Here is a 25,343-nt window from a genome sequence, read left to right as displayed (position 1 = left end):
TCGACAGCTCAAGCGCTAACTCCGATCGACAAAAGGAGACCGCGCGATGCGGGCCGACCCGATCCAGCGTGCCATCGACGAAGACCTGGTGCGCGTGTTGTACGCGCAGGATCCGATTGCATTCTTTTCGCACTGGTTTTCGATCGCGGTGCTGGTGGCGATTTACTGGCCGAAAATCCCGTCGCCGCCGCTGTTCATCGCGTGCTTCGGTTTCTATGCCGCGGCCAACTGCGCCGGCCTCGCGCTCTGGGTCTGCAACCGCCGTTACCCGAAACTCGTCTCGCCGCGCGGCTGGATCATTCTGCACGCGGTGCGCGGCATGCTGCTTTACAGCGGGCCGGGCATCGCCGTGTGGTTCGCGTTCCAGAGCCCGCAGTCCGACCTGCCGCTGCTGCACACGGTCATGCTCGTCACGCTGGCCGCAGGCGTGTTCATGTCGAATGGCTTTGACCTGCTGAATTTCTCGACCTCGATTCCGTTTCTGCTGTTTCCGTCGATCGTCATGCATTTCGGCACGCATACGTTCGACCGCACGATTCTCGCCATCGTCCTCGCGTTTTTCTTTTGCGCGATCAACGTCTACGCGTTGAGTTATCGCAAGCTGTTCCAGCAGGTCGTGCAGGCGCGCGTCGATCAGCAGTATCTGGCGGAGTCGCTGGCCGCGCAAAAACGGGTGGCCGAAGAGGCGAGCCTCGCCAAGACGCGCTTTTTCGCGGCCGCCAGTCACGACTTGCGCCAGCCGCTGCATGCGATCGGCCTGCTCGCGGCCTCGCTCAACGACACGGCGGCGACGCCCGTGCAGCACGCGAAGACCGCCGAGCACATCGTCTACAACGTCGAGGCGTTGAACCAGTTGTTCAACCAGGTGCTCGATCTGGCGCGGCTCGAAAGCGGCGTGACCCAGGTGATCCGGCTGCATTTCCGGCTGTCCGAACTGTTCGAGCGGGTCGGCAGCCAGTATCGTCCGCAGGCGGCCGCCAAAGGGCTGGCGCTGCGCATCGCGCCGACCACGATGGTCGTGCACGACGATCCGGTGCTGCTCGAACGCGTGCTGAGCAATCTGCTGTCGAACGCCGTGCGTTATACCGAAGACGGCGCGATCTGGCTGGGCCTGCGCCGCGCCGGGCGGCAGACGGGCGGCTATATCGAAGTGCGCGACTCGGGTATCGGCATTCCCGTGGAGGAGCACGCGCGCATCTTCGAGGAGTTCTATCAGGTCGCCAATCCGCAACGCGACGCGCGCCAGGGTCACGGCCTCGGCTTGCCGACGGTGAAGCGGCTGGTCAGCATGCTCGGTGGCGAGTTGCAACTGCGCTCGGCGCCGGGCCGCGGGTCGGTGTTCCGCTTTCCGGTGCAGGCGGGCGATCCCGGCGGCATCGTCGCGAGCCTGAACGAAGCGGTGGCCGGCGGTCCGTCGGCGCAAGGGCGGCGCGTGCTGTGCATCGACGACGATCCGTCGATTCTCGAAGGCCTCGTCAGTCTGCTGGGCCGTTGGGGTTGCAGCGTGCTCGGCGCGCGCGACGAAGTCGATGCGCTCGCGGCGCTCGAAGGCGGCTTCGTGCCCGATGCCGTGCTATGCGACTACCAGTTGGCGAATCACCGCACCGGCGCGCAGGCGCTCACCGCCGTGCGCAATGTGCTCGCGCGCGCGGGGCACGACAACGTGGTGACGCTGCTGATCACGGGCGACATGGCGTCGGCGGAACTGGCGGCGCTCGCCTTGCAGGGGATTCCGGTGCTCCATAAACCGGTCACGCCGGCGCGCTTGCGGCGCACGCTGGAGATGCTGTGGCAGCAGGCCGAGCAGGACAAGGGGCGGGCGGGCGCCGCGCTGGAATTGCGCGTGGACCAAACGGGACATGAAGCGGGCGGCCGGCCGGTCAGTGGGGTGACGCGGGTTGCTGAGATCGTGCCGCAAGGCGAAGCGAGAATCGGAGTGCAGAGCCAGACCCAAAGCCAGACCCAAAGCACCCAGTCGCAGAGCGCACCGCAAAAGTAGAGGCGAACGGGCGGCGTGAACGCCGCCTGTCATCGATCGCGTGCTACAGGGTTTTCCCGGCTTCTAGCCAGCCGTTGATTACGGCGATCGCCGTCGACCGGTTATGCACGCCGAGCGCCCGGAAGATCACCGACAGATGCACCTTCACCGTGCCTTCGGCAACGCCCAGGTCGCGCGCAATCATCTTGTTGGTCCAGCCACGATGCACGAGCCGCATGATGTCCTGCTGACGCGGCGACAGATTCTCCAGCAGATGCTGCTGGTGCGGCTGCAATGCCTGGATCTGCGTGAGCGGTTCCGTGAGCGTGGTGCCGCCCTGGCCGGACGCGTGCGCGCCGACCGGAGCCGCATGTTGCTGCGACGGGTCAGCGAGCGCTTCGGCACGAGCGGGCACGGACGCGGCCTGCGCATCGCGCGAACCCAGCAGGCTGAGCGCTTCCATTGGCACATAAGCGCCGCCGGAAAGCACCAGTTCGATCGCTTTGAGCATGACGCTGGCGGGCTGGCGCTTCGGCACGAAGCCGAGCGCGCCGGCGGCCAGCACCGCGCGCATTTCGTCGGGCGATTCTTCGGCGGAGAGGACGACAAGCGGCAGCGCGGGGTTCGCCTTCAACAGCACTTCGAGCGACGAAGCGCCGCTCATGCCCGGCATATGCAGATCGACGATGGCAAGATCGTGATCGGCGTCGGGACGCGCGAGCAGGGCAAGCGTCTCCCAGTTGTCGGCTTCGTCGAACTGGGCGTCGGGATCGAGGCCGCGCAGCATGCCTTTGACGCCTTGACGAATCAGTTCATGGTCGTCGGCTACAAGAAACTTCATGATGTCTCCGCGAGTCGGGCCTGCCCGATGTGGGCTACCGCCGTTATAGGGTCTCGTTTTACTTCTAGCCTCGTGAATCGCATCATTGCCGCCCACCCCGCGATCATATGCCTGATCGGTGGCGCGGCGCACCTTCCGGCGAACCGCTTGTGTGACCGTTTATTTGTTAAATCGCCGTCTGCTCCGATGCACCGCATGATGTCCAAGGCAGGTCTCTCGCGCATAGTTTACGGCTTGCTTGGTAGACGAGCCGAACGGTCCTTTTTTAAAGGCGTCCCCGCAGGATTCCGAAGGTTATGCGCGCCGGATCGAAGCGCGCTGAAGCAGTCTCTATTTGACTGCAAATAACGTCGCATTCATCAGAAGCTTGAATGCGAATCCGAGCGACATCGCCGAGCCCACGCCGAAGCACCACAGCGCGATGAACCAGAGCCAGCCCGGCACTTTGCGCGCCGGCGCGCTCGATGCGCCGAGCGTTGCGTCCGGGTTGGTCTGCTTAGTGATAGTGATGTTGGTCGCCATGACGCACCTTGCCGCGAAATACCCAATAACCCATCGTCGTGTAGGCGATGATGATCGGCAGAATCACCGCTGCGCCGGCCAGCGTGAACATCTGGCTCGAGCGCGGCGCGGCCGCTTCCCAGAGCGTCATGCTCGACGGAATTGCATACGGCCACAGGCTCACCAGCAAGCCCGCGTAGCCGAGCAGCACCAGCAGCAGCGCGAGCGCGAACGGCGTGTTGTGATGCCGCTCACGCACCGCGCGATGCATGAAGAACGCCGCGACCGCCACGAGGAAGGGCACCGGCAGCAGACGGTAGAACAGGCCGTCGTGGAACCAGCGTTGTGCGATATTCGGATCCTGCAGCGGCGTCCACAGGCTGACCATCGCGACGAAGCCGAGCAGCACGATCGTCAGCGGCCAGACCACGCGATGCAGGCGGCGTTGCAGATCGCCTTCGGTCTTCGCCACCAGCCAGCAGCAGCCGAGCAGCGCATAGGTGACCACGAGCCCGAGGCCCGTGAGCAGGCTGAACGGCGTGAGCCAGCCGAAGGCGTCGCCGGCATACGCGCCGTCGATCACGGGGATGCCTTGCAGGAATGCACCCAGCGCGATGCCCTGAAAGAACGTCGCGCCCGCCGAACCGCCGATGAACGCGAGGTCCCACAGATGCTTCGTGCGATTGGCCTTGGCGCGAATCTCGAACGACACGCCGCGAAAGATCAGACACACGAGCATGAAGATCAGCGGCAGATACAGCGCGGATAACACGGTCGAGTAGACCGCGGGGAACACTGCGAAGAGACCCGCGCCGCCGAGCACCAGCCAGGTTTCGTTGCCGTCCCACACCGGCGCGACGGTGTTCATCATCAGGTCGCGTTCTTTCTCATCGGGGAAGAACGGGAAGACGATGCCGATGCCCAGATCGAAGCCGTCCAGCACCACATACATGAAAAGGCCCAGCGCGATGATCGCGGCCCACACTACGGTTACGTCCATGTTCTTTCTCTATCGCAAGTAGCTGGTGAAGAAGGTTGGATTCAGGCGGCGTCGATCATGTGATCGGCGGCGGAAAGCGGGCGGCGCGCGGTCTGGTTCGGCAGGCGCTCCGGCGCTTCGTGCGGCGTGTGTCCAGGCAGCGCTGGACCCGCGCGCATCAGCTTGAGCATGTAGTAGACACCGGTGCCGAACACGAGGAAGTACACGACCACGAAGGTCATCAGCGAGATGCCGACCTGCTGCGTGCTGAGCGGCGACACGGCCTGCGAAGTGCGCATCACGCCGTACACGACCCACGGCTGACGACCCGCTTCAGTCGTGACCCAGCCGGCCAGCAGCGTGATGAAACCCGTCGGCCCCATCGCCACGGCGACGCGCTGGAACCACTTCGATTCGAACAGGCGTCCACGGCGGCGCAGCACCCACGCGGCCACCGACATCAGGATCATCAGCACGCCGAGGCCGGCCATGATGCGAAAGCTCCAGAACACCACCGTCGAGTTCGGCCGGTCTTGCGGCGGAAATTCCTTGAGACCGCGAATTTCGCCGTCCCAGCTATGCGTGAGGATCAGGCTGCCCAGGTGCGGAATCGACACGGCGTAGCGCGTGGTTTCCGCCTGCATGTCGGGAATGCCGAACAGGTTCAGCGCGGTGCCGCCTTTTTCGGTGTCCCACAGACCCTCGATCGCCGCGATCTTGGCGGGCTGATATTCGCGCGTGTTCAAACCATGCTGATCGCCGACGAACGCCTGGACCGGCGTGAGAATCAAGAGGAGCCAGAGCGCCATCGAGAACATTTTCTTGACTGCCGGATCGCGCCGTCCGCGCAGCAGATGCCACGCGCCCACCGCCGACACCACCAGCGCCGCGACGATGAACGCCGCGAGCGCCATATGCGCGAGCCGGTATGGGAACGACGGATTGAACACGATCTTGAACCAGTCGAGCGGCACGACGCGGCCGTTCACGACTTCGAAGCCTTGCGGCGTTTGCATCCAGCTATTGGAAGCGAGAATCCAGAAGGTCGAAATCAGCGTGCCGATCGCCACCATCAGCGTGGCGCCGAAGTGCGCGCGCGGACTGACGCGCTGCCAGCCGAAAAGCATGATGCCGAGGAAGCCCGCTTCGAGGAAGAACGCGGTCATCACTTCGTACATCAACAGAGGGCCGGTGACGGGGCCGGCGAAACTGGAGAAGCCCGACCAGTTGGTGCCGAACTGATAGCTCATCACCACGCCGGAAACCACGCCCATGCCGAAGGCCACTGCGAAGATCTTCGACCAGAACAGGCAAAGGTCTTTGTAGTACGCCTTGCGGGTTTTCAGCCAGCGCCATTCGAGCACGGCGATGAAGCTGGCGAGGCCGATGCTGAGCGCCGGAAAAACGATGTGGAACGAGACGGTGAACGCAAACTGGATGCGGGCGAGATCGAAGGCCGAGAGAGCGGAGTTCATGAGCGTGAAGTGCGTGATGGCCGCGAGGGCGGACTACGCGCGTCGACCGTTGTCGGTGCGCACTGCACTGGGCAGATGGCGCAAGAGTAGGGGATGAGGAAATTCTTTGCTGCGACGCGACGTGCGTCAAAAAACCACGTTGTTTTGCGGCGTTTTTTTATTTTGAGACGGCAAGTCGTTGATGGATATCAAGTTTTCCTGATCGCCTTGGTGGGCGCGCCGGGCACGGTTTCGGTGCGCCGACGGCGCGACTGCGGCAATCGACCGCGCTGCAGCATTGTCGCGCGGGCGGATTCGAACGCCTTTGAGCCGGGCTCGGCATCGGTCTGGAGCAAGTTAAGGCCGCCGCCCGCAGATTCGATCCACAAGGCGATGTTCGGCAATTGGGATCGGCTTGTCATCAACCGACAATCACTCCGTCGGAACGGACTTTCCATGCGCCCGGCGGCTAGCCAACGGGCTCGATTGCCCATACCATGCAGGCAGCCAAACGGCAGCATTTTTCAAATGAGCGCATGCTACTCACGCATGCACGCCGTATAGCCAGTCCAGTATTTTTTCCCGTTATTCGCTTCGAATAGTCATCGCCGACGCACCGGCTGAATCGCCTGGGCGCATTGCTAGTCCGTCATCAACGTGTGGTGCGAGGCATGCCGTGCCTCGAATGGGCGTCGTGTCGCGTGCCGCGCGAATGGTTCAACAGAACACGCTTCATTCACCTGCCGGCGACGGCAGACTTCAACTAACAGGAGTCAGCAGATGAGCACGATCAAGACGAAAGACGGTACGACCATTTTCTATAAGGACTGGGGCAAGGGTCGCCCGGTCGTCTTCTCGCACGGTTGGCCGTTGAGCGCGGACGCCTGGGACGCGCAGATGATGTTCCTCGGCAACAAAGGCTTTCGCGTGATCGCCCATGACCGGCGCGGGCATGGCCGGTCGGAGCAGACGTGGGACGGCAATGACATGGACACCTACGCCGACGATCTCGCCGCGCTGATCGAGCAACTCGACCTGAAGGACGCCACGCTCGTCGGCCATTCGACGGGCGGCGGGGAAGTCGCGCATTACATCGGCCGGCATGGCACGCAACGCGTCGCGAAGGCCGTGCTGATCGGCGCGGTGCCGCCGTTGATGCTGAAGACGGAGAGCAATCCGAACGGCACGCCGATCGACGTGTTCGACGGCATCCGCAAAGGCGTGGAAGACGACCGCTCGCAGTTCTTCAAGGATCTGGCGCTCCCGTTTTACGGCTACAACCGTCCGGGCGCGAAGGTGTCGCAAGGCGTGATCGATTCGTTCTGGGTCCAGGGCATGGCTGGCTCGATCAAGGGACTGTATGACTGCATCAAGCAGTTCTCCGAAGTCGACTACACGGAAGACCTGAAGAAGATCGACGTGCCGACGCTGGTGCTGCACGGCGACGACGACCAGATCGTGCCGATCGATGCGGCCGGCCGTCTGACCGCGAAGATCGTGAAGAACGCCACGCTCAAGGTCTATCCGGGCGGCCAGCACGGCATGTGCACCGTCGAGGCCGCCAAGGTGAACGGCGATCTGCTGGAGTTCATCGGGTCGTAATGCGGTGACGTGTTGATGCGTCGATGTCGCGAGTGCGGTGGGCTGCGGGCAAGCAAGCACGCCCAGTTGCACTTGAACCCGAACCGCGGGCCGTGATCGTTCACGCGCCCGCGTGTCGAACCGCTCAGGCGGTCGGCCAGCCGATGCGCGCCGCTCGCCGCAATGACGAGCGCACCACCATCCGGTGGAACGGCGCGATCGCGAGAATATAGAAACGGCCGAGTCGATTGTGGCAATGCACGACGGTGGACAGGATCAGATAGCGCGAGCGTCCTTCCTGTGTGCCGCGAGTTTGCTGCAGCACTGAAACCCGGAAGTCGAGATGACGGTCGTTTTCGCCGAGGATGATCTCGTGCGCGCTACGCGTGTAGATCCTGAAGATGTCGAGGCGCTCCCTTGCGGCGGCGGGATCCTTGATGCTGCGTAACTGCGCCGCGGTCTTCAGGCCGAAACGGGCGACGATCGCATCGCGCAAGCCCATCAACCTCGCGACCCATCCCGCCTGATGCGCGAACACGAAGCGCGCCAGCAACTCCGGATCGTCGATGGCGTTCTCGGGCAGGCGGACGGCGTACGCGTCGGCCAGGTCCGGCGCGTCGTACAAACGCGCGACGCTCGATTCAGCCGGAAGGGCAACGGACTGCACGGAACAGTGGACAGTGAGCATGGTGGCGTGCGGCGCTAAAAATCAATCGAAGAGGGGCGCTGCGCCGGGCCATGGCGGCAGTCCGGCTTGCGCGTGAGCGCATCAAGTCTACGCGCTTGTGTGCGTCTGCGCGGAGCCGGCCGACGAGGTCCTTCCCATCCCGGACTCTGGAGCAAAAACGCGTTTCTAGTTATACGATGTCACATAAATAGTGTCCGCCTATTCGCTTGTTTATTAAGAGAAATCTGGCGGGCAGCTCATTGAGATAAGGGTAAGTGCCTAATTGAAATCCGGTCTGGCATCGTCGATAGTACGTTATCGTACAACTATCGCTGAATCGGCAGACACTGCCGGCATGACAGAAGCGACGGCTGTACCCAAGTTCGATCGCGCGCGGCGCAGGAAAGGAACCTTATGAAGAAGATTGCTCTGAGTGGAGCCGGTGGCCAGCTTGGCTCGGTGGTACGCGCTGCGTTGATCGCACGCGGCACGCCGTTGCGTTCGGCCGCGGGCTCGAAGGCCCTCGTGCCGCTCGTGGAAGGCGAGGACGTGATGCACGGCGATCTGCGCGACCCCGCGATCGTGGATCGTCTGCTGGAAGGCGTGGACGTCCTGATCCATTTCGCGGGTACGAGCGTGGAGCGTCCGCTGCCCGAGATCATCGAAAACAACCTTCGCGGGCTGGTCGAAGTGTACGAAGGCGCACGCCGGCAAGGCGTGAAGCGCATCGTGTTCGCCAGCTCCAATCACGCGATCGGCATGTATCCGGTCACCGAGCATCTCAGCCTCGACTGCGAACTGCGCCCGGACGGCTTCTACGGCCTGAGCAAGGTGTGGGGCGAAGCGCTCGCCAGAATGTACTGGGACAAGCATGGCATCGAGAGCGTTTGCGTGCGCATCGGCAGCTGCCTCGAGCGGCCGACCGAGCCCCGGCACCTGAGCACCTGGTTCGGTCATCGCGATCTGCTGCATTTCCTCGACCGCTGTGTCGAAGCGGAGAACGTGGGCTTCCTGACCATCTGGGGCGTGTCGGCCAACACACGCAGCTGGTGGGACAACAGCGGCGCCGAACGTCTGGGCTATCAGCCGACGCAGGATGCCGAGGTCTACGCCGAGGAAATCCTCGCGCGGCCGAATCCACTCGACGCGCTCGGCCAGCGCTTCCAGGGCGGCAGCTTTGTGGGTATCGATTATTCGCGCGATGACGCCGCTCCGGACGGCTCGGCCGCTTCCACTACGCGGCCTGTTTGAGCCGTTCAGGATTACGAGGAGACGCAGCAATGAAAATCAAGGGCATCCGCTGGTGGATGGTCAGTCTGGTCGCGGCCGGGCTCATTATCAATTACCTCGCGCGCAATACGCTGTCAGTCGCGGCGCCGACGTTGATGAAGGACCTCCACATCACCACGGAGCAGTATTCGCACGTGGTCGTGGCGTGGCAGCTTTGCTATGCATTCATGCAGCCGGTCGCCGGCTACCTGCTCGACACTGTCGGCACCAAGATCGGCTTTGCGGCGTTCGCGCTGGCATGGTCGCTGGCTTGCGCGGCGGCGGCGTGGTCGACGGGCTGGCGCAGCCTCGCGTTTTTCCGCGGCCTGCTCGGCATTGCCGAGGCGGCCGGCATTCCGGCCGGCGTCAAGGCGACGAGCGAGTGGTTCCCCGCCAAGGAGCGTTCGGTGGCGATCGGCTGGTTCAACATCGGCTCGTCGATCGGCGCGTTGCTGGCGCCGCCGCTGGTGGTGTGGGCGTTGTTGCGCGGCGAGTGGCAGTTGGCCTTCGTGATCGTCGGCGTGGCTGGGATTATCTGGAGCGTGCTGTGGATGGTGCTCTACAAGCACCCGCGCAACCAGAAGCTGTTGAGCGACGCTGAACGCGACTACATTCTCAGCGGCCAGGAAGCGAAGCACAGCGACGCCGGCGCCGCCAAGCGCAGCTGGCTCGCCATGCTCGGCAGCCGCGATTTCTGGGCGATCGGCATTCCGCGCATGCTCTCCGAGCCGGCCTGGCAGACCTTCAACGCGTGGATTCCGCTGTACATGATGACCGAGCGTCACATGAACCTGAAGGAAGTCGCGCTGTATGCATGGATGCCGTTTCTGGCCGCCGACATCGGCTGCGTGCTGGGCGGCTATCTCAGTCCGCTGTTTCACAAGTACGCGAAGGTGTCGCTCTTCACGTCGCGCAAGATGGTGTTCGTGGTCGGCGCGCTGTTCATGATCGGACCGGCCTGTGTCGGCTTGGTGGCGAGTCCTTATGTGGCGGTGGCGCTGCTGTGCGTCGGCGGTTTTGCGCATCAGACCTTGTCGGGTGCGCTGTACGCGATTACGTCCGATATGTTCGGCAAGAACGAAGTCGCTACCGCGACCGGCATGGGCGGTATGGCAGGCTACCTGGGCGCGGCTGCGTTCACGGCGCTGTTCGGCGTGCTGGTCACGCAGATCGGCTACAGCCCGTTGTTCGTGGTGCTGGCGGTGTTCGACATCATCGCGGCCGCCGTGGTGTGTCTGCTGGCGAAGAGCGCCGACAAGACGCCCGAGCCGCGCTGGACACCGGCGAGCGCGGTGGTCAAGTGAGTCAGGCCAGGTCGCGATGAATTCCGGACGCTGATCAGTCGAGCCGGAAATGAAAATGGCGGCGCTTTCGGGCGCCGCCATTTTTGTTTTTGTTCCCTGCGTTTCTTGAATCTCCACGGCTGAACGAAGCTCGCACTTCGCCCAGCCGTTCAACCGCTAACTGCTTAACGCTTATCGACGACCGTCGTGTTGTAAGTCGTCGCGCCGATCACCACATTGTTCAACGTAATGCCGTTGACGTTGTACGCGTAGATCGGTCCAGGTGTAGTCGCGCTCGCTGGCCCGGCCGAGACTGCCGTGCCCAGATTGCAGTTCGAGATCGTCACGCCGCTGATCGGCGGAATGGTCGGCGTCGGGGCCGCGCCGTTGTAGTCGAACGCGACGGGCCCTTGAGCGACGATCGCCTGAAAGCACGAGCCGGTCACGCCGTTAAGCGTCACGTTGCTCGCCGTCACGTTCGAAATGTTCACGTTCTGCACGACCGCCGGACGGATTCGAATGGCGTCGTTCGCCGGTTGATAGTCGCAGTCGAACGTGATCAGGCCGCCCTGCGCCGCCGACGGATTGGCTGCGCTCGCCGTCACGACGCCGAGCGGCACCGTGGCGTTGATCGGGCTGCCGCTCAGCAACGCGCTGCCGTAACCCCCGCCTTTCAGGGCGACGCCGTTGGGCAGCGTGACGGTATCGACGTAGAAGTTCTTCACGAAGCCGCCGCGATTCATATTCGTCTTGATGCGAATCGCGATGTTCAGCGGATTGGTCGCCCAGTTCTGATTCAGCATCTGCAGATTGCGCGCATAGATGTTTTGCACGCCACCGCCCATTTCGCTGCCGAGCGTGATGCCGCCGTGACCGCTGTTCATGATGCAGTTCTGGATCACGTGATTCTGCGCGGGACCGTATTGCGTATCCAGATCCTTGCCCGACTTGATCGCGATGCAATCGTCGCCGGTGTTGAACGTGACGCTGTCGCACAGCACGTTGTTGCACGCGTCCGGATCGAAGCCGTCGTTGTTCGGGCCGATGCTGTTGGTCGTCACGCCGCGAATCACGACGTTCTTGCAATCGGTCGGATGATGCTGCCAGAACGGCGTGTTGTTGGTGCTGTAGTTCTCCATCAACACATTCGTGCAGCCGATGAACTCGACCATGCACGGACGCAGATAGTGGCCGACACCGAAGACGCGCTGCGCAATCGGCACACCGGCTTCGGAGAGAGCGGGCAGGTAGTTCTGGTCTTCCTGCCACGGTGTCGTGGGACTGGTCAGTTGCGCGTAGAGCGCATCGGAAATGCCGGGTGCGGCGGTTTTCAGATCGACGTTCTTCGGATTGAGGTACGCCTGCGAAGGCGTCGATGAATTTACGCAGCCGTATGCGCCATTCGATCCCTTGAAGGTCCACCAGCACGTCGCGGTGTTGCCGCTGCCGGCGAACGGCGTCATGGCTTGGCCGTTGAGCACCGAGGTTGCGTCTTCGCCGGTCAGCGCGATGTTGGTCTGGTTGCGCGCGTAGACCGGCGAGCCGTAGTTCAGGCAGTCGTTCGCCTGCCAGCGGCTATAGAACAGATTGCCATTGGCGCCGCAGGCGACCGGGCCGTCCTTCGCGTAGTCGGCGGGGTTCGGGCTGAAATAGATCGTGCAATTCGCGCTGAGGTGAAAGTTCACGTTGCTCAGCAGGACGATCGGGCCAGCGCAGTACCACGTGCCGGCCGGCACGACCACGCGTCCGCCGCCTGCGGCATTGCAGGCCTGGATGGCGGCGAGAAACGCGGGGCGCGAGTCGAACGAGGCGGCGGCGTTGGTCAGGTTGGAACCGGGACTCGCGACCGATGCCGAGCCCGTGTACGGATTGGTCGCGGCAACGACGGCGCACGGTGTGGCGCCGTATTGCGTGACCAGGAAGTCGCGTGTGGGAAACATCGACTGGGTGATGCCTTGCAAGGAAGCGATGATCTGCGTCGCGGCGCCCGAGGTGCCCCAGATCGGATCCTGTACCACGGGCGGCGTGGATGGGCCGCCGTTGACGGAGCCGCCGCAGGCGGACAAGCCGCCCAGCAGCGTCGCGCCCGCTGACGTACCCGCCAGCACGATAAAGGCGCGGCGAGCGGGCGAATTCGGTTCAGCCTGGCCGGGCGTTTTCGATGTTGCCCGCTTGCCGTTGGTTTTATCTATGGTTGCCACGGATGTCTCCTTGCCCTTTGCGGGCGTTGTCAATAATCGTTGCTACTTTGGGGAATGCAGCTCGTCGAACCTGTTTACTTAACGTAAGGTATCCTTAATGTTTGTAAAAAAACTTTAGCGGTGGAAGTGACACGACTTCCGTCAACTCGTTGCGAAGCCGGCGAACGCACGTATGCGCCGCTCCGTCCTGCCTATCTGCATAAGGCAAGCGGAGCGGCGCATTAAAAAGCGGCGTGCGGCTTAAGCGGTTTTCTGGCCAATCTCGTGATCGGCAAGGAATTCGAGCGCGCGCACCATCGCCGAGTGGTCCCACGCCTTGCCGCCGTGCGCGACGCAGGCGTTGAACAGCGCCTGGCAGGTGGCCGTATTCGGCAGAGAGACGCCGAGCGATTGCGCGGTGGAGAGCGCGAGGTTCAGATCCTTCTGGTGCAACTCGATGCGGAAGCCCGGATCGAAGGTGCGTTTGGTCATGCGTTCGCCGTGCACTTCGAGAATGCGCGAGGACGCGAACCCGCCCATCAGCGCTTCCCGCACGCGCGCCGGATCGACGCCGGCCTTGGAGGCGAGCAGCAGCGCCTCGCCGACTGCCTCGATCGTCGCGGCGACGATCACCTGGTTGGCCACCTTGCACACCTGGCCGGCGCCGACGCCACCGATCAGCGTGACGTTCTTGCCCATCATGTCGAACAGCGGCTTGACGGCATCGAAGGTCGCGGTTTCGCCGCCCACCATGATGGTCAGCGAGCCGGCCTTGGCGCCGACTTCGCCGCCGGAAACCGGCGCATCCAGATAGTCCGCGCCGGTCTCGCGCACGCGGGCCGCGAACTCGCGGGTGGCCATCGGCGAAATCGAGCTCATGTCGACGACGGTTTGTCCCGCGCGCAACGATCCGGCGAGACCTTGTTCGCCGAACAGCACGCGCTCGACGTCGGGCGTATCTGGCACCATGATGAAAATCACGTCGGCCTGCGCGGCCACGGCGGCGGGGCTGTCGCACGCGACGGCGCCCGCCTGGATGAGATCGTCGGGCACGCCGCTGCGTGTGAACGCTGCCAGCGCGACGCCGTTCTTGAGAAGGTTGGCGGCCATGGGCTTGCCCATGATGCCGAGTCCGATAAAGCCTGCTTTTTGCATGGAATGCTCCGAAGATGTCATGGCGGCCGGGTTATTGCTGGCCCGCCTGTTTCTGCATGAAGTGTTTTTGAACCGTCTGCGCGGCCGCTTTCAGCAGCCCCATATCCGCGCAGACCGCGACGACGCGGCAGCCCATGGAGATGTAGCGCTCGGCGTCGGCCTGCACCGGCGCGAGAATGCCGCTCGGCTTGCCCGCGGCATGCGCGCGTTCGAACACGCGCGCGATCGCCGCCTGCACGTCGGGATGATTCGCATTGCCGAGATGGCCGTATGCGGCCGCGAGGTCGGACGGCCCGACGAACACGGCGTCGACGCCGTCAACGGCGAGAATTTCGTCGATCGCGTCGACGGCCTTGCGGCTTTCAATCTGCACGATGACGCAGACGTTGTCGTTGGCGACGTCGAAGTAGTCGGGCACCGTCGCGTAACGATTGCCGCGATGGCTCACCGAAACGCCGCGAATGCCCTGCGGCGGGTAACGCGTGGCGGCGACGGCGCGGGCCGCGTCGTCGGCGCTTTCGACGAACGGCACCAGGAAATTCGAGAAGCCGGTGTCGAGGAGCCGCTTGATGAACACGCTGTCGTTAGCGGGCGGCCGCACGACCGGCGCGCTGCCGCTGTCCTTGAGCGCCATCAACTGCGGGATCAGCGTAAGGACGTCGTTCGGCGCGTGCTCGGCGTCCAGCAGCATCCAGTCGAAGCCGATAATGCCGAGCAGTTCGGTGACGATCGGGCTGGCGAGCGACGCCCAGCAGCCGATCAGGGTTTCACCGCCGCACACTGCTCGGCGGAAACTGTTGGGTAAGGGTTGGTAAGGCGTGACGGCTGGCATCGGCTGTTTTCCTCGAACGGTAATGGATCGGGCAAGTTCCGACGATGGCTCAACACGGAGTTATAGGTCGTCGTATGTCTTGATTGCAGATTAGCACCGGCCTCGCCGGTTGTAACGGTCACGTTAACCCGAATTCCTCGCCAGGCAAGCGTTTCAGGTTGCGCGCATGCCTCACAATGTTGTAGGATGACCTATATCTTAGGCCTTCACTCAAGGAAAGCAAATGTCTATTACCGGCGAAATGCTGATCGGCCGCCAAGCGGTGCGCGGCGAGGAAAAACCATTGCATGCGTTCAATCCTGCCACGGGATTCGATATCGCGGAGCCGGTTTTCGGCAGCGGCTCGGTGGCCGTCGTGGGGCAGGCGTGCGAGCTGGCGCAGCAAGCGTTCGATCCGTACCGGCAACTGCCGCTCACGGTGCGGGCCGAGTTTCTCGAGCGTATCGCCGACGGCATCACGGCATTGGGCGACGCGCTGATCGAACGGGCGCACCAGGAATCGGGTCTGCCGAAGGCGCGTCTCGAAGGCGAACGCGGCCGCACCACGGGCCAGCTCAAGCTGTTCGCGCAAGTCGTGCGCGCCGGCCAGTGGCTCGCCGCCACGCTCGATTCTCCGCTGCCGGAGCGCAAGCCGCTGCCGCGCTCCGACCTGCGCATGCAAAAGAATCCGCTCGGCCCGGTCGCGGTGTTCGGCGCCAGCAATTTCCCGCTCGCGTTTTCGGTGGCGGGCGGCGACACGGCGGCAGCGCTCGCGGCCGGCTGCCCGGTCGTGGTGAAGGCGCACCGCGCGCACCTCGGCACGTCCGAGATGGTCGGCCGCGTGATCCAGCGCGTCGCGCAAGAGATGGACTTGCCGGAAGGCGTGTTCTCGATGATCGTCGGCGCGGGGAATTCCGTCGGCGAGGCGCTGGTTGCGCATCCGGCGATCAAGGCCGTTGGCTTCACCGGTTCGCGCGCGGGCGGCACGTCGCTGATGCGCGTCGCGGCGGCGCGTGCCGAGCCGATTCCGGTCTACGCGGAAATGAGCAGCATCAATCCCGTGTTCCTGCTGTCGAATGCGCTGGCTGCGCGCGGCGAGAGCATCGCGCGCGGTTTCGTCGATTCGCTGGTGCTTGGCGCCGGCCAGTTCTGTACCAATCCGGGTCTCGCGATTGCCGTCGACAGCGACGCGCTCAAGACTTTCGTCGCCACGGCGTCGGACGCGCTGAGCGGAAAGCCCGCGCAGACCATGCTGACGTCCGGCATCTGTGCTGCTTATGAAGAAGGCGAAGGCAAGCTGGCGGCGATCAAGGGCGTCGAGGCTGTAGCGCGCGGTGTCGATACAACCGGCCCGACGCAGGCGCGCGCGGCGTTGTTCGTGACCGATGCGCAGACGTTCCTCGCCACGCCGGCACTGGAAGACGAGGTGTTCGGCCCGGCGTCGACCATCGTCCGTTGCAAGGACGAGCGGGAACTGCTCGCGGTCGCCGAGCATTTTGCCGGCCAGTTGACCGCCACGGTGCAGATGGACAGCGCCGACCTGGCAGCGGCGAAGAAGCTGGTGCCGATTCTCGAACGCAAGGCCGGCCGGATTCTGGTGAACGGTTTCCCGACGGGCGTCGAGGTGTCGCACGCGATGGTGCACGGCGGCCCGTTCCCGGCGACGTCCGATAGCCGCGCGACGTCGGTCGGCACGACGTCGATCGAGCGCTTCCTGCGTCCGGTGTGCTACCAGGATTTCCCGGCCGATCTGCTGCCGCAAGCGCTGACCGACGGCAACCCGTTGGACCTGTGGCGTCGTCGCGATGGCGAGATCACGCGCAGCTAAGTGGCGGGTGATCGAGTGAGATAAAAGAATGGCCGGGATATCCCGGCCATTTTTCTATTGCGTCCGCCTTAGCGAACCCGAATCAGAAGCGAGCCGAATCAGCTATTCGCCTCGGCGGCTTCGTTCGCGCGCCGCAGACGCTCGCGGCTGTTGGACAGATGCATGCGCATGGCCGCGCGCGCGCCTTCCGCGTCGTGCCGCGTGATTGCTTCGAGAATGCTTTCGTGCTCGAGGTTGACGAGCGACAGATACGCGTCCGGTTCCGCGCGCGCAATGCCCGCCGAATCGAGCCGGTTCCGCGGAATCAGCGCGCTGCCCATTTGCGTGAGGATGTCGACGAAATAGCGGTTGCCCGTGGCGCGCGCCACCGAGATATGAAACTGCAGATCGGCGTCGACGCTGTCCAGCCCGTTATGGCGCGTGGCTTCGATTGCGTCGAGCGCGCCGCGCATGCGCGCGAGGTCATCCGGCTTGGCGCGTTGGGCCGCGAGACCCGCGCATTCCGTTTCGAGACTGATGCGCAGTTCCAGGATCGACAGCACGTCGCGCAGAGTGGTGGCGGGCACCATGTCGATGCCCAGCTTTTCGCGCTGCGGCTCGAGCACGAAGCTGCCGATGCCGTGCCGCGTCTCGATGATCTTGCCCGCCTGCAAACGCGAAATCGCCTCGCGAATGACGGTGCGGCTCACGCTCAGCGTGACCATGAGTTGCGATTCGGTCGGCAGCTTGTCGCCGGGCTTCAACGCGCCGGACGCGATTTGCTCGGTGACGTAGCTGACGACGAACTCGGCAAGATTACGAGCGCGTCGTGGCGGTGCCGCGGATGCCAGTGGTGTAGCCATCGAAAACGCCCCTTGAATCAGATAGTTGCAGACACTTCATGTGTTTCATTATACCGTCGTCTGACGACTGATTATAACCACGCCATATCATTTTGCGGGCCGGCGCCCGATGCGACGCCGGGGTCCCTTTCTAGCCTGCGTTTCACGCTGCGGCGGCGCTCATTTCGCCGTCCGCAGAGAAGTACGATAACCGCCGCGCGATCAGCGCGGGCGCAACTCGACCCGCTTGATGTCTTTCACGATCACGAGATAGCTGAACACCGTGAGCAGGGCATTGATGCCCACGAACACCAGCGCGCCGTTGAACGAGCCGGTCTTCGCCACGAGATAGCCGATCACGATCGGCGTCACGATACCGGCGACGTTGCCGAACATATTGAAGATCGCGCCGGAGAGACCGAGCGCTTCCTTCGGCGATGTATCGGCGACGACAGCCCAGCCGAGCGCGCCGATGCCTTTGCCGAAGAACGCGAGCGACATGAGCGCGACGACGACCCAGTCGGTCGACACATAGTTGCAGCCGATGATGCACACCGACAGCAGCATGCCGCCGACGATCGGCACCTTGCGCGCTATCGTGAGCGAATGGCCGCGACGGATCAGCCCGTCGGAGAGAATGCCGCCGAGCACGCCGCCCGAGAATCCGCAAATCGCCGGCAGCGAAGCGACCAGACCCGCTTGCAGAATCGTCATGCCGCGCGCCTGCACGAGGTAGATCGGAAACCACGTCAGGAAGAAGTAGGTCAGCACGTTGATGCAGTACTGCGCAAGATAGACGCCGACCAGCATGCGGTTGCTGAGCAGTTGGCGAACCAGGGACCAGCCGCCGGTACTTTCGATCTTGTCGGCGGATCGGGCTTGCTTCTGCCCGCTGATCACGCCGCCGCCCTGTTCGATGTACTCCAACTCGGCGCGCGAAACACGCGGATGATCCGCGGGGTTCTTCATCACCTTCAGCCACGTGAGCGCGAGCAGAAGCCCCATCACGCCCATCACGACATAGACCATGTGCCAGCCGAACGCGTGGGTAAGCCACGCCATCAACGGCGTGAACACGACCGCCGCGAAGTATTGCGCCGAATTGAAAATGGCCGACGCCGTGCCGCGTTCGTTGGTCGGAAACCAGCTCGCCACGACCTTCGCATTGGCCGGAAATGCCGGCGATTCGGCCGCGCCCATCGCGAAGCGCAGCACGAACAGCGCGGTGACGGCGGCCGCCGCGCTGCCCAGCAAGCCGATCGAGCTTTGCAGCAGCGTGAAGAGCGACCAGAAGAAAATGCTCGCCGCGTAGACGCGCCGCGCGCCGAAGCGGTCCAGCAGCCAGCCGGCCGGCAGTTGCGATAGCACGTAGGCCCAACTGAACGCGGAGAAGATGTAGCCCATGCGGATCGCGTCGAAGCCGAACTCGGCGCGCATGGCCGAGCCGGTCACCGACAGCGTGGCGCGGTCTGCATAGTTGAAGGTCGTGATCAGAAAGATCAGCAGCAGGATTCCGTAGCGGACTCGGGTGCGCTTTGCGACGTGGGCGGCACTGACGGTGCGGCTCATTTCCATGGTCATCTCCTGAATTTCTTTTGCGCGGGAGGAGTGGGCTCCCGAGGCGTCGTGGCGCAAAAAGCGGCTACGACGCTTCGTCGATACATTCGTGCGGCACAAAAACGCCCGGCGACGTTGCCGTCCCGGGCGCTCTTTGCGGTGCCGTCTACGCAGCCATCGTTCGCACGGCCGGCGGGTGTCAATTGCTACTAATAGGCCAGCCGGATTACTGCGGACCGAGCGTCTTGATGAGCGCGTCCAGCTTGCTCATTTCTTCTTCCGTCAGATCGGTCAGCGGCGCGCGGACCGGACCGGCGCTGTGGCCGACCAGCTTCGCGCCCGCCTTGACGATGCTGACCGCGTAGCCGGCGCGGCGGTTGCGGATCGCCAGATACGGCAGGAAGAATTCGTCGATCAGCTTGCCGACGGTCGCGTGGTCGTCCGCGGCGATGGCGCGGTAGAAGTCCATCGCAGTCTTCGGAATGAAGTTGAACACTGCCGACGAATACACCGGCACGCCCAGCGCCTTGTACGCCGCGGCATAGACTTCCGCGGTCGGCAAGCCGCCGAGATAGGAGAAGCGGTCGCCGAGGCGGCGGCGGATCGACACCATGTTCTCGATCTCTCCCACGCCGTCCTTGAAGCCGATCAGGTTCGGGCAGCGCTCGGCCAGCCCTTCGAGCATATCGGCGTTAAGCTTGGAGTTCGCACGGTTGTAGATGATCACGCCCATGTTCGGCACGGACTTGCAGACTTCTTCAGCGTGCGCGGCGATACCTTCCTGGCAGGCTTCCGTCAGGTAGTGCGGCATCAGCAGAATGCCGTTCGCGCCGTGGCGCTCGGCTTCCTGTGCGTAAGCGATCGCGACGCGCGTCGGGCCGCCCGCGCCGGCGAGAATCGGCACCTTGCCTTTGCAGACTTCGGCGGCCGTCTTCACGACGTTCGAATAGTCGTTGTGCGTGAGCGAGAAGAATTCGCCCGTGCCGCCGGCGACGAACAGCGCCGACGCGCCGTAAGGAGCGAGCCATTCGAGGCGCTCAGCATAGGTGTCGGCGCGGAAATCGCCTTGTTCGTCAAAGTCGGTAACGGGGAAGGACAGGAGGCCTTCGGAAACGATCTGCTTCAGTTCCTGCGGTGTCGTCATGATGAGTATCCAGAGCGTCGGAATGGTTCGCGGGCGGTTCGCGGTGGTTCGTTCAGGTAGAAATTGAAATTTCTTATACGTCATCGTACAACAACAAAACGGCTAACTCAACGGGCATTTCACGGCATAATGCTTCTCCTAGGGTAAATACGGAACGTCTGTGCAATCTCCTGTGTTGTAGGATGACGTATGAATAGCTGGCGCAGCAGGCGTACATCGCCATAAGGATCGATGCAATGGAACAATCTCCGCTCTACATTCGCGTTCACCCCAATGACAATGTCGCGATCGTCGTCAACGACGGCGGCCTGGGTGAGGGCGCGGTATTTCCCGATGGCCTGGCGCTGCGCGAGCGCGTGCCGCAAGGGCACAAGGTCGCGCTGGCGGATCTGGCCGAGGGCGACGAGGTCATCCGCTACAACGTGGTGATCGGCTATGCGCTCAAGGCGCTGCCCAAGGGCAGCTGGATCAACGAACATGTGATCCGCATGCCGAGCCCGCCGGGACTCGAGGATCTGCCGATCGCCACCATCAAGGCGCCGGAGATGCCGCCGCTCGAGGGCTACACGTTCGAGGGCTACCGCAACGCGGACGGCTCGGTTGGCTCGCGCAACATTCTCGCCATCACGACCACGGTGCAATGCGTCGCCGATGTGGTCCAGCACGCGGTGACGCGTATCAAGGCTGAGTTGCTGCCGAACTACCCGAATGTCGACGACGTGGTGAGCCTCGGCCACACCTACGGTTGCGGCGTCGCGATCGACGCGCCCGACGCGATGGTGCCGATCCGCACCGTGCGCAACATCAGCCTTAATCCGAATTTCGGCGGCGAGGTGATGATGGTCAGCCTCGGCTGCGAGAAGCTGCAGCCCGAGCGCCTGATGCCGCCCGGCACGATTCCGATCGCCGCGGCCGCGAATGTGGCCGAAGTCGCGGACATCGGCGATGTCGAGGCCGATCTGAACGGCGACGTCGTCGTACTGCAAGACGAAGCGCACGTCGGCTTCCAGTCGATGATCGAGTCGATCATGCGAATGGCCGATGGTCATCTGAAGCGTTTGAACAATCGCCGCCGCGAGACTTGCCCCGCGTCCGATCTGGTGATCGGCGTGCAATGCGGCGGCAGTGACGCGTTCTCCGGCCTCACCGCGAACCCCGCAGTGGGCTACGCGACCGACTTGCTGGTGCGTGCCGGCGCCACCGTCATGTTCTCCGAAGTCACCGAAGTGCGCGACGGCGTCGATCAATTGACGGCGCGCGCGGCCAACCCGGAGGTCGCCGCGGCGATCATCCGCGAGATGCAGTGGTACGACGATTATCTGAAGCGCGGCGGCGCGGACCGCAGCGCCAACACCACGCCGGGCAACAAGAAGGGCGGCTTGTCGAACATCGTCGAAAAGGCGATGGGGTCGATCATCAAGTCGGGCAATTCGGCGATTTCCGGCGTGTTGTCGCCCGGCGAGAAGGTTCGCCAGAAAGGCCTGATTTACGCGGCCACGCCGGCGAGCGACTTCATCTGCGGTACGCTGCAAGTCGCGGCGGGTATCAACCTGCACGTTTTCACCACCGGCCGCGGCACGCCGTATAGCCTCGCCGAAGTGCCCGTCATCAAGGTCGCGACGCGCTCCGATCTGGCGCGCCGCTGGCACGACCTGATGGACATCAACGCCGGCACCATCGCGACCGGCGCGGCGACCATCGAAGAGGTGGGCTGGGAACTGTTCCGTCTGATGCTCGATGTCGCCAGCGGGCGCAAGGAGACCTGCGCTGAAAAGCTCAAGCTCCACAATGCGTTGACGCTGTTCAATCCGGCGCCCGTGACCTGATGGGCCGGCTGGCTGCCTTGCCTGATCTGATCGCACTCACACCACTATAGAAACATGACTGACTCGAACCTTGACCGCGGCGCGGCACAGAAACCCTTTCGCCGCCTGCTGCTCACCGGCGCGGCGGGCAACCTCGGCAAGCAGTTGCGCGGCGCGCTCGCCGCGTGGGCCGATATCGTGCGCGTCACGGATATCGCTCCGCTTGGCGAGGTGGCGGCGCATGAGGAAGCTTTGACCGTCGACCTCGCGGACGAAGCCGCGGTCCACGCGCTGCTCGAAGGCGTGGACGCGGTGATTCACCTCGGTGGCATTTCCGTCGAGGCGCCGTTCGAAGATCTGATCGAAGCGAATATCCGTGGCCTGTACAACCTCTATTCGGCTGCGCAGAAGCAGGGCGTGAAGCGCATCGTGTATGCGAGCTCGAATCATGCGGTGGGTTTTCATCCTGTGACGGAGGTGGTCGATATCGATGCGCCGCTGCGTCCCGACAGCTTGTACGGTGTGACGAAATGCTTTGGTGAATCGTTGTCGCGTTACTACTTCGATCGCTTCGGTCTGGAGACCGTGTGTCTGCGGATCGGTTCGTCGTTCGAGCAGCCGAAGAATCCGCGCATGCTCGTGACCTTTCTGAGCTATCGCGACTTCATCGAACTGGTGCGCTGCTCGCTGTTCACCAACCGCGTGGGTCACGCGATCGTCTACGGCGTGTCGGATAACCGGACCAAGTGGGTGGACAACACGAAGGCCGCGTTCCTCGGTTTTCGTCCGCAAGACAGTTCGGTCGAATTCGATCATCTCTTTCCGGTCACGGCACCGACTGCCGAACTCGACGATCCGACGCAGCGTTTCCAGGGCGGCCCGTTTGTGCTCGCCGGTCCGATGGAGCCGAAACGGTGAGCGCCGCGGCGAACCCGCGAGTGGAGCGAGTCGAGGCAGCGGGGCAGGCGCCGGCCTCAGTCGGTGAAAGTCCGGTGTGGCGCGTCGCGGAGCAAGCGCTGTACTGGGTGGATATTCCGGCGCAGAAGATCGTGCGCTTGCGGATCGATTCGGGCGAGCGCTCTGAATGGCTGCTGCCGGAGAAAGTCGCATGCATCGCGTTCGATCGTCGCGGCACGGTGCTGGCCGGCTGCGAGACCGGGCTCTTTGCGGTCACGCTGACCGCGCCCTCGGCGAACGGCGAACCCGTGCAGGTGACAGGCCGCAAGCTCGCCGCCCCGGATTTCGCTTGCGACGACATGCGTTTCAACGACGGCCGTTGCGACCGGCAAGGACGCTTCTGGGCCGGCACGATGGTGCAGGACATGGCGGCGGCCAAGCCGGCCGGTGCGCTCTATCGTTTCGATGCGCACGGCGTGCTGTCCGCGCCGGTCGTCGACGCGCTCATCACGCAGAACGGCCTCGCGTGGTCGCCGGACGGCACGACCATGTATCTGTCGGACTCGCATCCGTTGCGCAGGCAGATCTGGGCCTTCGATTACGACGTCGAGACTGGCGAGCCGCGCAACCGTCGCGTGTTCGCTGATCTGAACCACCATGCGGGCCGTCCGGACGGCGCCGCGGTGGACGCCGACGGCTGCTACTGGATCTGCGCGAACGACGCAGGCCTGTTGCTGCGCTTCACGCCCGAAGGCAAACTGGACCGGCAGATCGCCGTGCCGGCCATCAAGCCGGCCATGTGTGCCTTCGGTGGACGCGATCTGGACACGCTGTTCGTCACGTCGATTCGTCCCGCAGCGAACGCGAGCGAGCACGACGGCCATCTGTTCGCCGTGCGTCCTGGCGTAACCGGGCTGCCCGAGCCGGAGTTCGCCGGCGAGCTGTAAGCGAAGCCCGCATGAGAAGGGCGCCGGGCATGTCGTCATGCTCCGGCGCCCTTTGTTTGTCTGCTCGATATTCATAGGTCGTCGTACAACATTGTGGTGTAAAGACTACGGTCTCGTCACATTTCGCTACGAAAAACAGCGTCTCCGGGGCATGCCGGTTTTACCCCGGGAGCGCCGCGCCAGTTGGCGTAGGGACTCGCCGTGCGATGCATCGGTCATCCATGCCGGATGCCTTCGCGGTGCGGGTAAATACCGTCTGTACAACTCAAACTTCGTTTTATAGACTTCATATGTCGTCGTACAACGTATAAGCCCAAACGAATTCCTTTCTGTGAATTTTCAAGTTTTCGGTATGAACGAGCCGGCGTCGACGCGCGACTACTCGCACGCGCGACGCAAGCCGATGCAGTTGAAGCAAAAGTAAAAGAGTCGAGTTGTCTGACAGGAGTGCTGAGCATCTGCGCCGGGGACGTTGCACAGACCAGCATGGCAAAGCGCTCGTGACCGCTAGCGGCGGCGAGCGTCGAGCCGGGAGACGCAGCAAACCATGTCGCATCCGCGGGCGGCCACCGCAAGCGGGCCCTCCGCAATCGATTGGATGGTCAATTTTTCAAGGAATTTCACGATGAATAAGAAGTTTGCCTCTTCCCGTGTTTCGATGATCGTCGCAGCCTCGCTGCTGGCCTTCAGCACCGTGTCGGCACAAGCGCGTGTGTTCCGCGTGTCCGACGTGCATGGCGACACCTATCCGACCAACATGGCCGTGAAATACATGGGGGAACAGATCAACAAGGCAACCGGCGGCAAGGATTCCGTGAAGGTCTTCGGCAATAGCGCGCTGGGTTCCGAAAACGACACGATCGATCAGGTGCGCATCGGCGCATTGGACATGGCGCGCGCCAACGGTGCCGCTTTCAACGAGATCGTGCCCGAATCGATGATCCCGTCGCTGCCGTTCCTGTTCCGCGACATCGACCATTTCCGCAAAGTGATGTACGGCCCGGAAGGCCAGAAGATTCTCGACGCCTTCAAGGCGAAGGGCATGATCGCGCTGACGTTCTACGAGAGCGGCGCGCGTTCCATCTACACCAAGAAGCCGATTCACACGCCGGCTGACATGAAGGGCCTCAAGGTTCGCGTGCAGCCGTCCGATCTGATGGTCGACGAAATCCGCGCAATGGGCGGCACGCCCACGCCGATGCCGTTCGCCGAGGTCTATACGGGCCTGAAGACGGGTCTGGTGGATGCCGCTGAGAACAACTTGCCGTCGTACGAAGAAACCAAGCACTTCGAAGTCGCGCCGGTCTACTCCGAAACCCAGCATTCGATGACGCCGGAAGTCCTGGTGTTCTCGAAGAAAGTGTGGGACACGCTGACGCCGCAAGAGCAGGACATCATCAAGAAGGCTGCCGCCGACTCGGTGCCGTACTACCAGAAGCTGTGGACGGCGCGTGAAGCCGACGCGGGCAAGACGGTCACGAAGGGCGGCGCGACCATCGTCGCCTCGACGCAGATCGATCGCGCCGCGTTCGTCAAGGCCATGCAGCCGGTCTGGGCGAAGTACGAAAAGACCCCGCAAATGAAGCAGCTCGTCGACGAGATTCAGGCAGTCAAATAAGGTTCGCCTGAACGGAGGCACAACTGC

The 25,343-nt window shown here is 63.4% G+C and carries 21 protein-coding genes; 9 read left to right on the top strand and 12 right to left on the bottom strand.

Going from position 1 to position 25,343, the window contains the following annotated elements:
- Positions 1-46: 46 nt before the first annotated feature.
- Positions 47-1,999: an ATP-binding response regulator gene (locus tag P0D73_RS24510; protein WP_408433112.1), complete on the top strand. Its 1,953-nt coding sequence runs from the start codon at positions 47-49 to the stop codon at positions 1,997-1,999.
- Positions 2,000-2,042: 43 nt separating this feature from the next.
- Here the strand turns inward: P0D73_RS24510 and P0D73_RS24505 are convergent, their stop codons facing one another.
- From P0D73_RS24505 to P0D73_RS24485, 5 genes are all read right to left on the bottom strand, one after another.
- Entirely contained in the window at positions 2,043-2,819 is a 777-nt protein-coding gene (locus tag P0D73_RS24505; protein WP_408433110.1) for a response regulator, read from the bottom strand.
- A 330-nt stretch (positions 2,820-3,149) separates the two neighbouring features.
- The gene (locus tag P0D73_RS24500) at positions 3,150-3,341 is read right to left on the bottom strand and encodes a hypothetical protein (RefSeq protein WP_408286065.1); all 192 of its coding nucleotides are present in this window, start codon (positions 3,339-3,341) and stop codon (positions 3,150-3,152) included.
- On the bottom strand, positions 3,316-4,320 hold the full coding sequence (cydB, locus tag P0D73_RS24495) for a cytochrome d ubiquinol oxidase subunit II (RefSeq protein ID WP_408178435.1): 1,005 nt from the start codon (positions 4,318-4,320) through the stop codon (positions 3,316-3,318). Before cydB ends, P0D73_RS24500 begins: the two co-directional genes overlap by 26 nt.
- Before the next feature lie 41 nt (positions 4,321-4,361).
- On the bottom strand, positions 4,362-5,774 hold the full coding sequence (locus tag P0D73_RS24490) for a cytochrome ubiquinol oxidase subunit I (protein WP_408314025.1): 1,413 nt from the start codon (positions 5,772-5,774) through the stop codon (positions 4,362-4,364).
- A gap of 188 nt (positions 5,775-5,962) precedes the next feature.
- Complete coding sequence (locus P0D73_RS24485) at positions 5,963-6,157, bottom strand: hypothetical protein (protein ID WP_408433108.1); 195 nt, start codon at positions 6,155-6,157, stop codon at positions 5,963-5,965.
- A 376-nt stretch (positions 6,158-6,533) separates the two neighbouring features.
- Between P0D73_RS24485 and P0D73_RS24480 the strand changes: the two genes are divergently transcribed.
- Positions 6,534-7,355, top strand: a complete 822-nt coding sequence (locus tag P0D73_RS24480; protein WP_132382828.1) for an alpha/beta fold hydrolase — start codon at positions 6,534-6,536, stop codon at positions 7,353-7,355.
- 124 nt (positions 7,356-7,479) lie between these two features.
- On the opposite strand, the gene P0D73_RS24475 is transcribed toward P0D73_RS24480, so the two are convergent.
- Positions 7,480-8,022 carry a DUF2867 domain-containing protein gene (locus tag P0D73_RS24475; protein ID WP_132382830.1) on the bottom strand — a complete coding sequence of 181 codons (543 nt, stop codon included), beginning with the start codon at positions 8,020-8,022 and terminating at the stop codon, positions 7,480-7,482.
- A 393-nt stretch (positions 8,023-8,415) separates the two neighbouring features.
- On the opposite strand from P0D73_RS24475, the gene P0D73_RS24470 reads away from it, so the two are divergent.
- Complete coding sequence (locus P0D73_RS24470) at positions 8,416-9,252, top strand: NAD-dependent epimerase/dehydratase family protein (RefSeq protein WP_408286055.1); 837 nt, start codon at positions 8,416-8,418, stop codon at positions 9,250-9,252.
- Between the two features lie 29 nt (positions 9,253-9,281).
- Complete coding sequence (locus tag P0D73_RS24465; RefSeq protein ID WP_408178430.1) at positions 9,282-10,574, top strand: MFS transporter; 1,293 nt, start codon at positions 9,282-9,284, stop codon at positions 10,572-10,574.
- 164 nt (positions 10,575-10,738) lie between these two features.
- Here the strand turns inward: P0D73_RS24465 and P0D73_RS24460 are convergent, their stop codons facing one another.
- From P0D73_RS24460 to garL, 3 genes are all read right to left on the bottom strand, one after another.
- Positions 10,739-12,745, bottom strand: coding sequence for a glycoside hydrolase family 28 protein (locus P0D73_RS24460; RefSeq protein WP_408178484.1), 2,007 nt, complete (start codon positions 12,743-12,745; stop codon positions 10,739-10,741).
- Between the two features lie 249 nt (positions 12,746-12,994).
- On the bottom strand, positions 12,995-13,888 hold the full coding sequence (locus P0D73_RS24455; protein WP_408178429.1) for a 2-hydroxy-3-oxopropionate reductase: 894 nt from the start codon (positions 13,886-13,888) through the stop codon (positions 12,995-12,997).
- 31 nt (positions 13,889-13,919) lie between these two features.
- Complete coding sequence (gene garL, locus P0D73_RS24450) at positions 13,920-14,720, bottom strand: 2-dehydro-3-deoxyglucarate aldolase (protein ID WP_408178428.1); 801 nt, start codon at positions 14,718-14,720, stop codon at positions 13,920-13,922.
- A 223-nt stretch (positions 14,721-14,943) separates the two neighbouring features.
- Here garL and P0D73_RS24445 point away from each other — a divergent pair, with 223 nt between their 5' ends.
- The gene (locus P0D73_RS24445; protein ID WP_408433105.1) at positions 14,944-16,527 is read left to right on the top strand and encodes an aldehyde dehydrogenase (NADP(+)); all 1,584 of its coding nucleotides are present in this window, start codon (positions 14,944-14,946) and stop codon (positions 16,525-16,527) included.
- Between the two features lie 98 nt (positions 16,528-16,625).
- On the opposite strand, the gene P0D73_RS24440 is transcribed toward P0D73_RS24445, so the two are convergent.
- The 3 genes from P0D73_RS24440 to kdgD all read right to left on the bottom strand — a co-directional run bounded on the left by P0D73_RS24440 (position 16,626) and on the right by kdgD (position 20,049).
- The gene (locus P0D73_RS24440; RefSeq protein ID WP_132382844.1) at positions 16,626-17,369 is read right to left on the bottom strand and encodes a FadR/GntR family transcriptional regulator; all 744 of its coding nucleotides are present in this window, start codon (positions 17,367-17,369) and stop codon (positions 16,626-16,628) included.
- A 201-nt stretch (positions 17,370-17,570) separates the two neighbouring features.
- Positions 17,571-18,983, bottom strand: a complete 1,413-nt coding sequence (locus P0D73_RS24435) for an MFS transporter (RefSeq protein ID WP_408286050.1) — start codon at positions 18,981-18,983, stop codon at positions 17,571-17,573.
- A 148-nt stretch (positions 18,984-19,131) separates the two neighbouring features.
- Positions 19,132-20,049, bottom strand: coding sequence for a 5-dehydro-4-deoxyglucarate dehydratase (gene kdgD / locus P0D73_RS24430; RefSeq protein ID WP_132382848.1), 918 nt, complete (start codon positions 20,047-20,049; stop codon positions 19,132-19,134).
- Between the two features lie 236 nt (positions 20,050-20,285).
- On the opposite strand from kdgD, the gene garD reads away from it, so the two are divergent.
- From garD to P0D73_RS24410, 4 genes are all read left to right on the top strand, one after another.
- Positions 20,286-21,875, top strand: coding sequence for a galactarate dehydratase (gene garD / locus P0D73_RS24425; RefSeq protein WP_408433103.1), 1,590 nt, complete (start codon positions 20,286-20,288; stop codon positions 21,873-21,875).
- Positions 21,876-21,929: 54 nt separating this feature from the next.
- Entirely contained in the window at positions 21,930-22,772 is an 843-nt protein-coding gene (locus P0D73_RS24420) for an NAD-dependent epimerase/dehydratase family protein (RefSeq protein WP_408433101.1), read from the top strand.
- On the top strand, positions 22,769-23,698 hold the full coding sequence (locus P0D73_RS24415) for an SMP-30/gluconolactonase/LRE family protein (RefSeq protein WP_408178423.1): 930 nt from the start codon (positions 22,769-22,771) through the stop codon (positions 23,696-23,698). Before P0D73_RS24420 ends, P0D73_RS24415 begins: the two co-directional genes overlap by 4 nt.
- 625 nt (positions 23,699-24,323) lie before the next feature.
- Complete coding sequence (locus P0D73_RS24410) at positions 24,324-25,316, top strand: TRAP transporter substrate-binding protein (protein WP_132382856.1); 993 nt, start codon at positions 24,324-24,326, stop codon at positions 25,314-25,316.
- Positions 25,317-25,343 lie beyond the last annotated feature (27 nt).

This window comes from Paraburkholderia sp. RL18-101-BIB-B (assembly GCF_046026985.1).
Lineage (GTDB): Bacteria > Pseudomonadota > Gammaproteobacteria > Burkholderiales > Burkholderiaceae > Paraburkholderia.
Note: the sequence above shows the minus strand (reverse complement) of the source record. Positions and strands in the feature narration are given on the sequence as shown.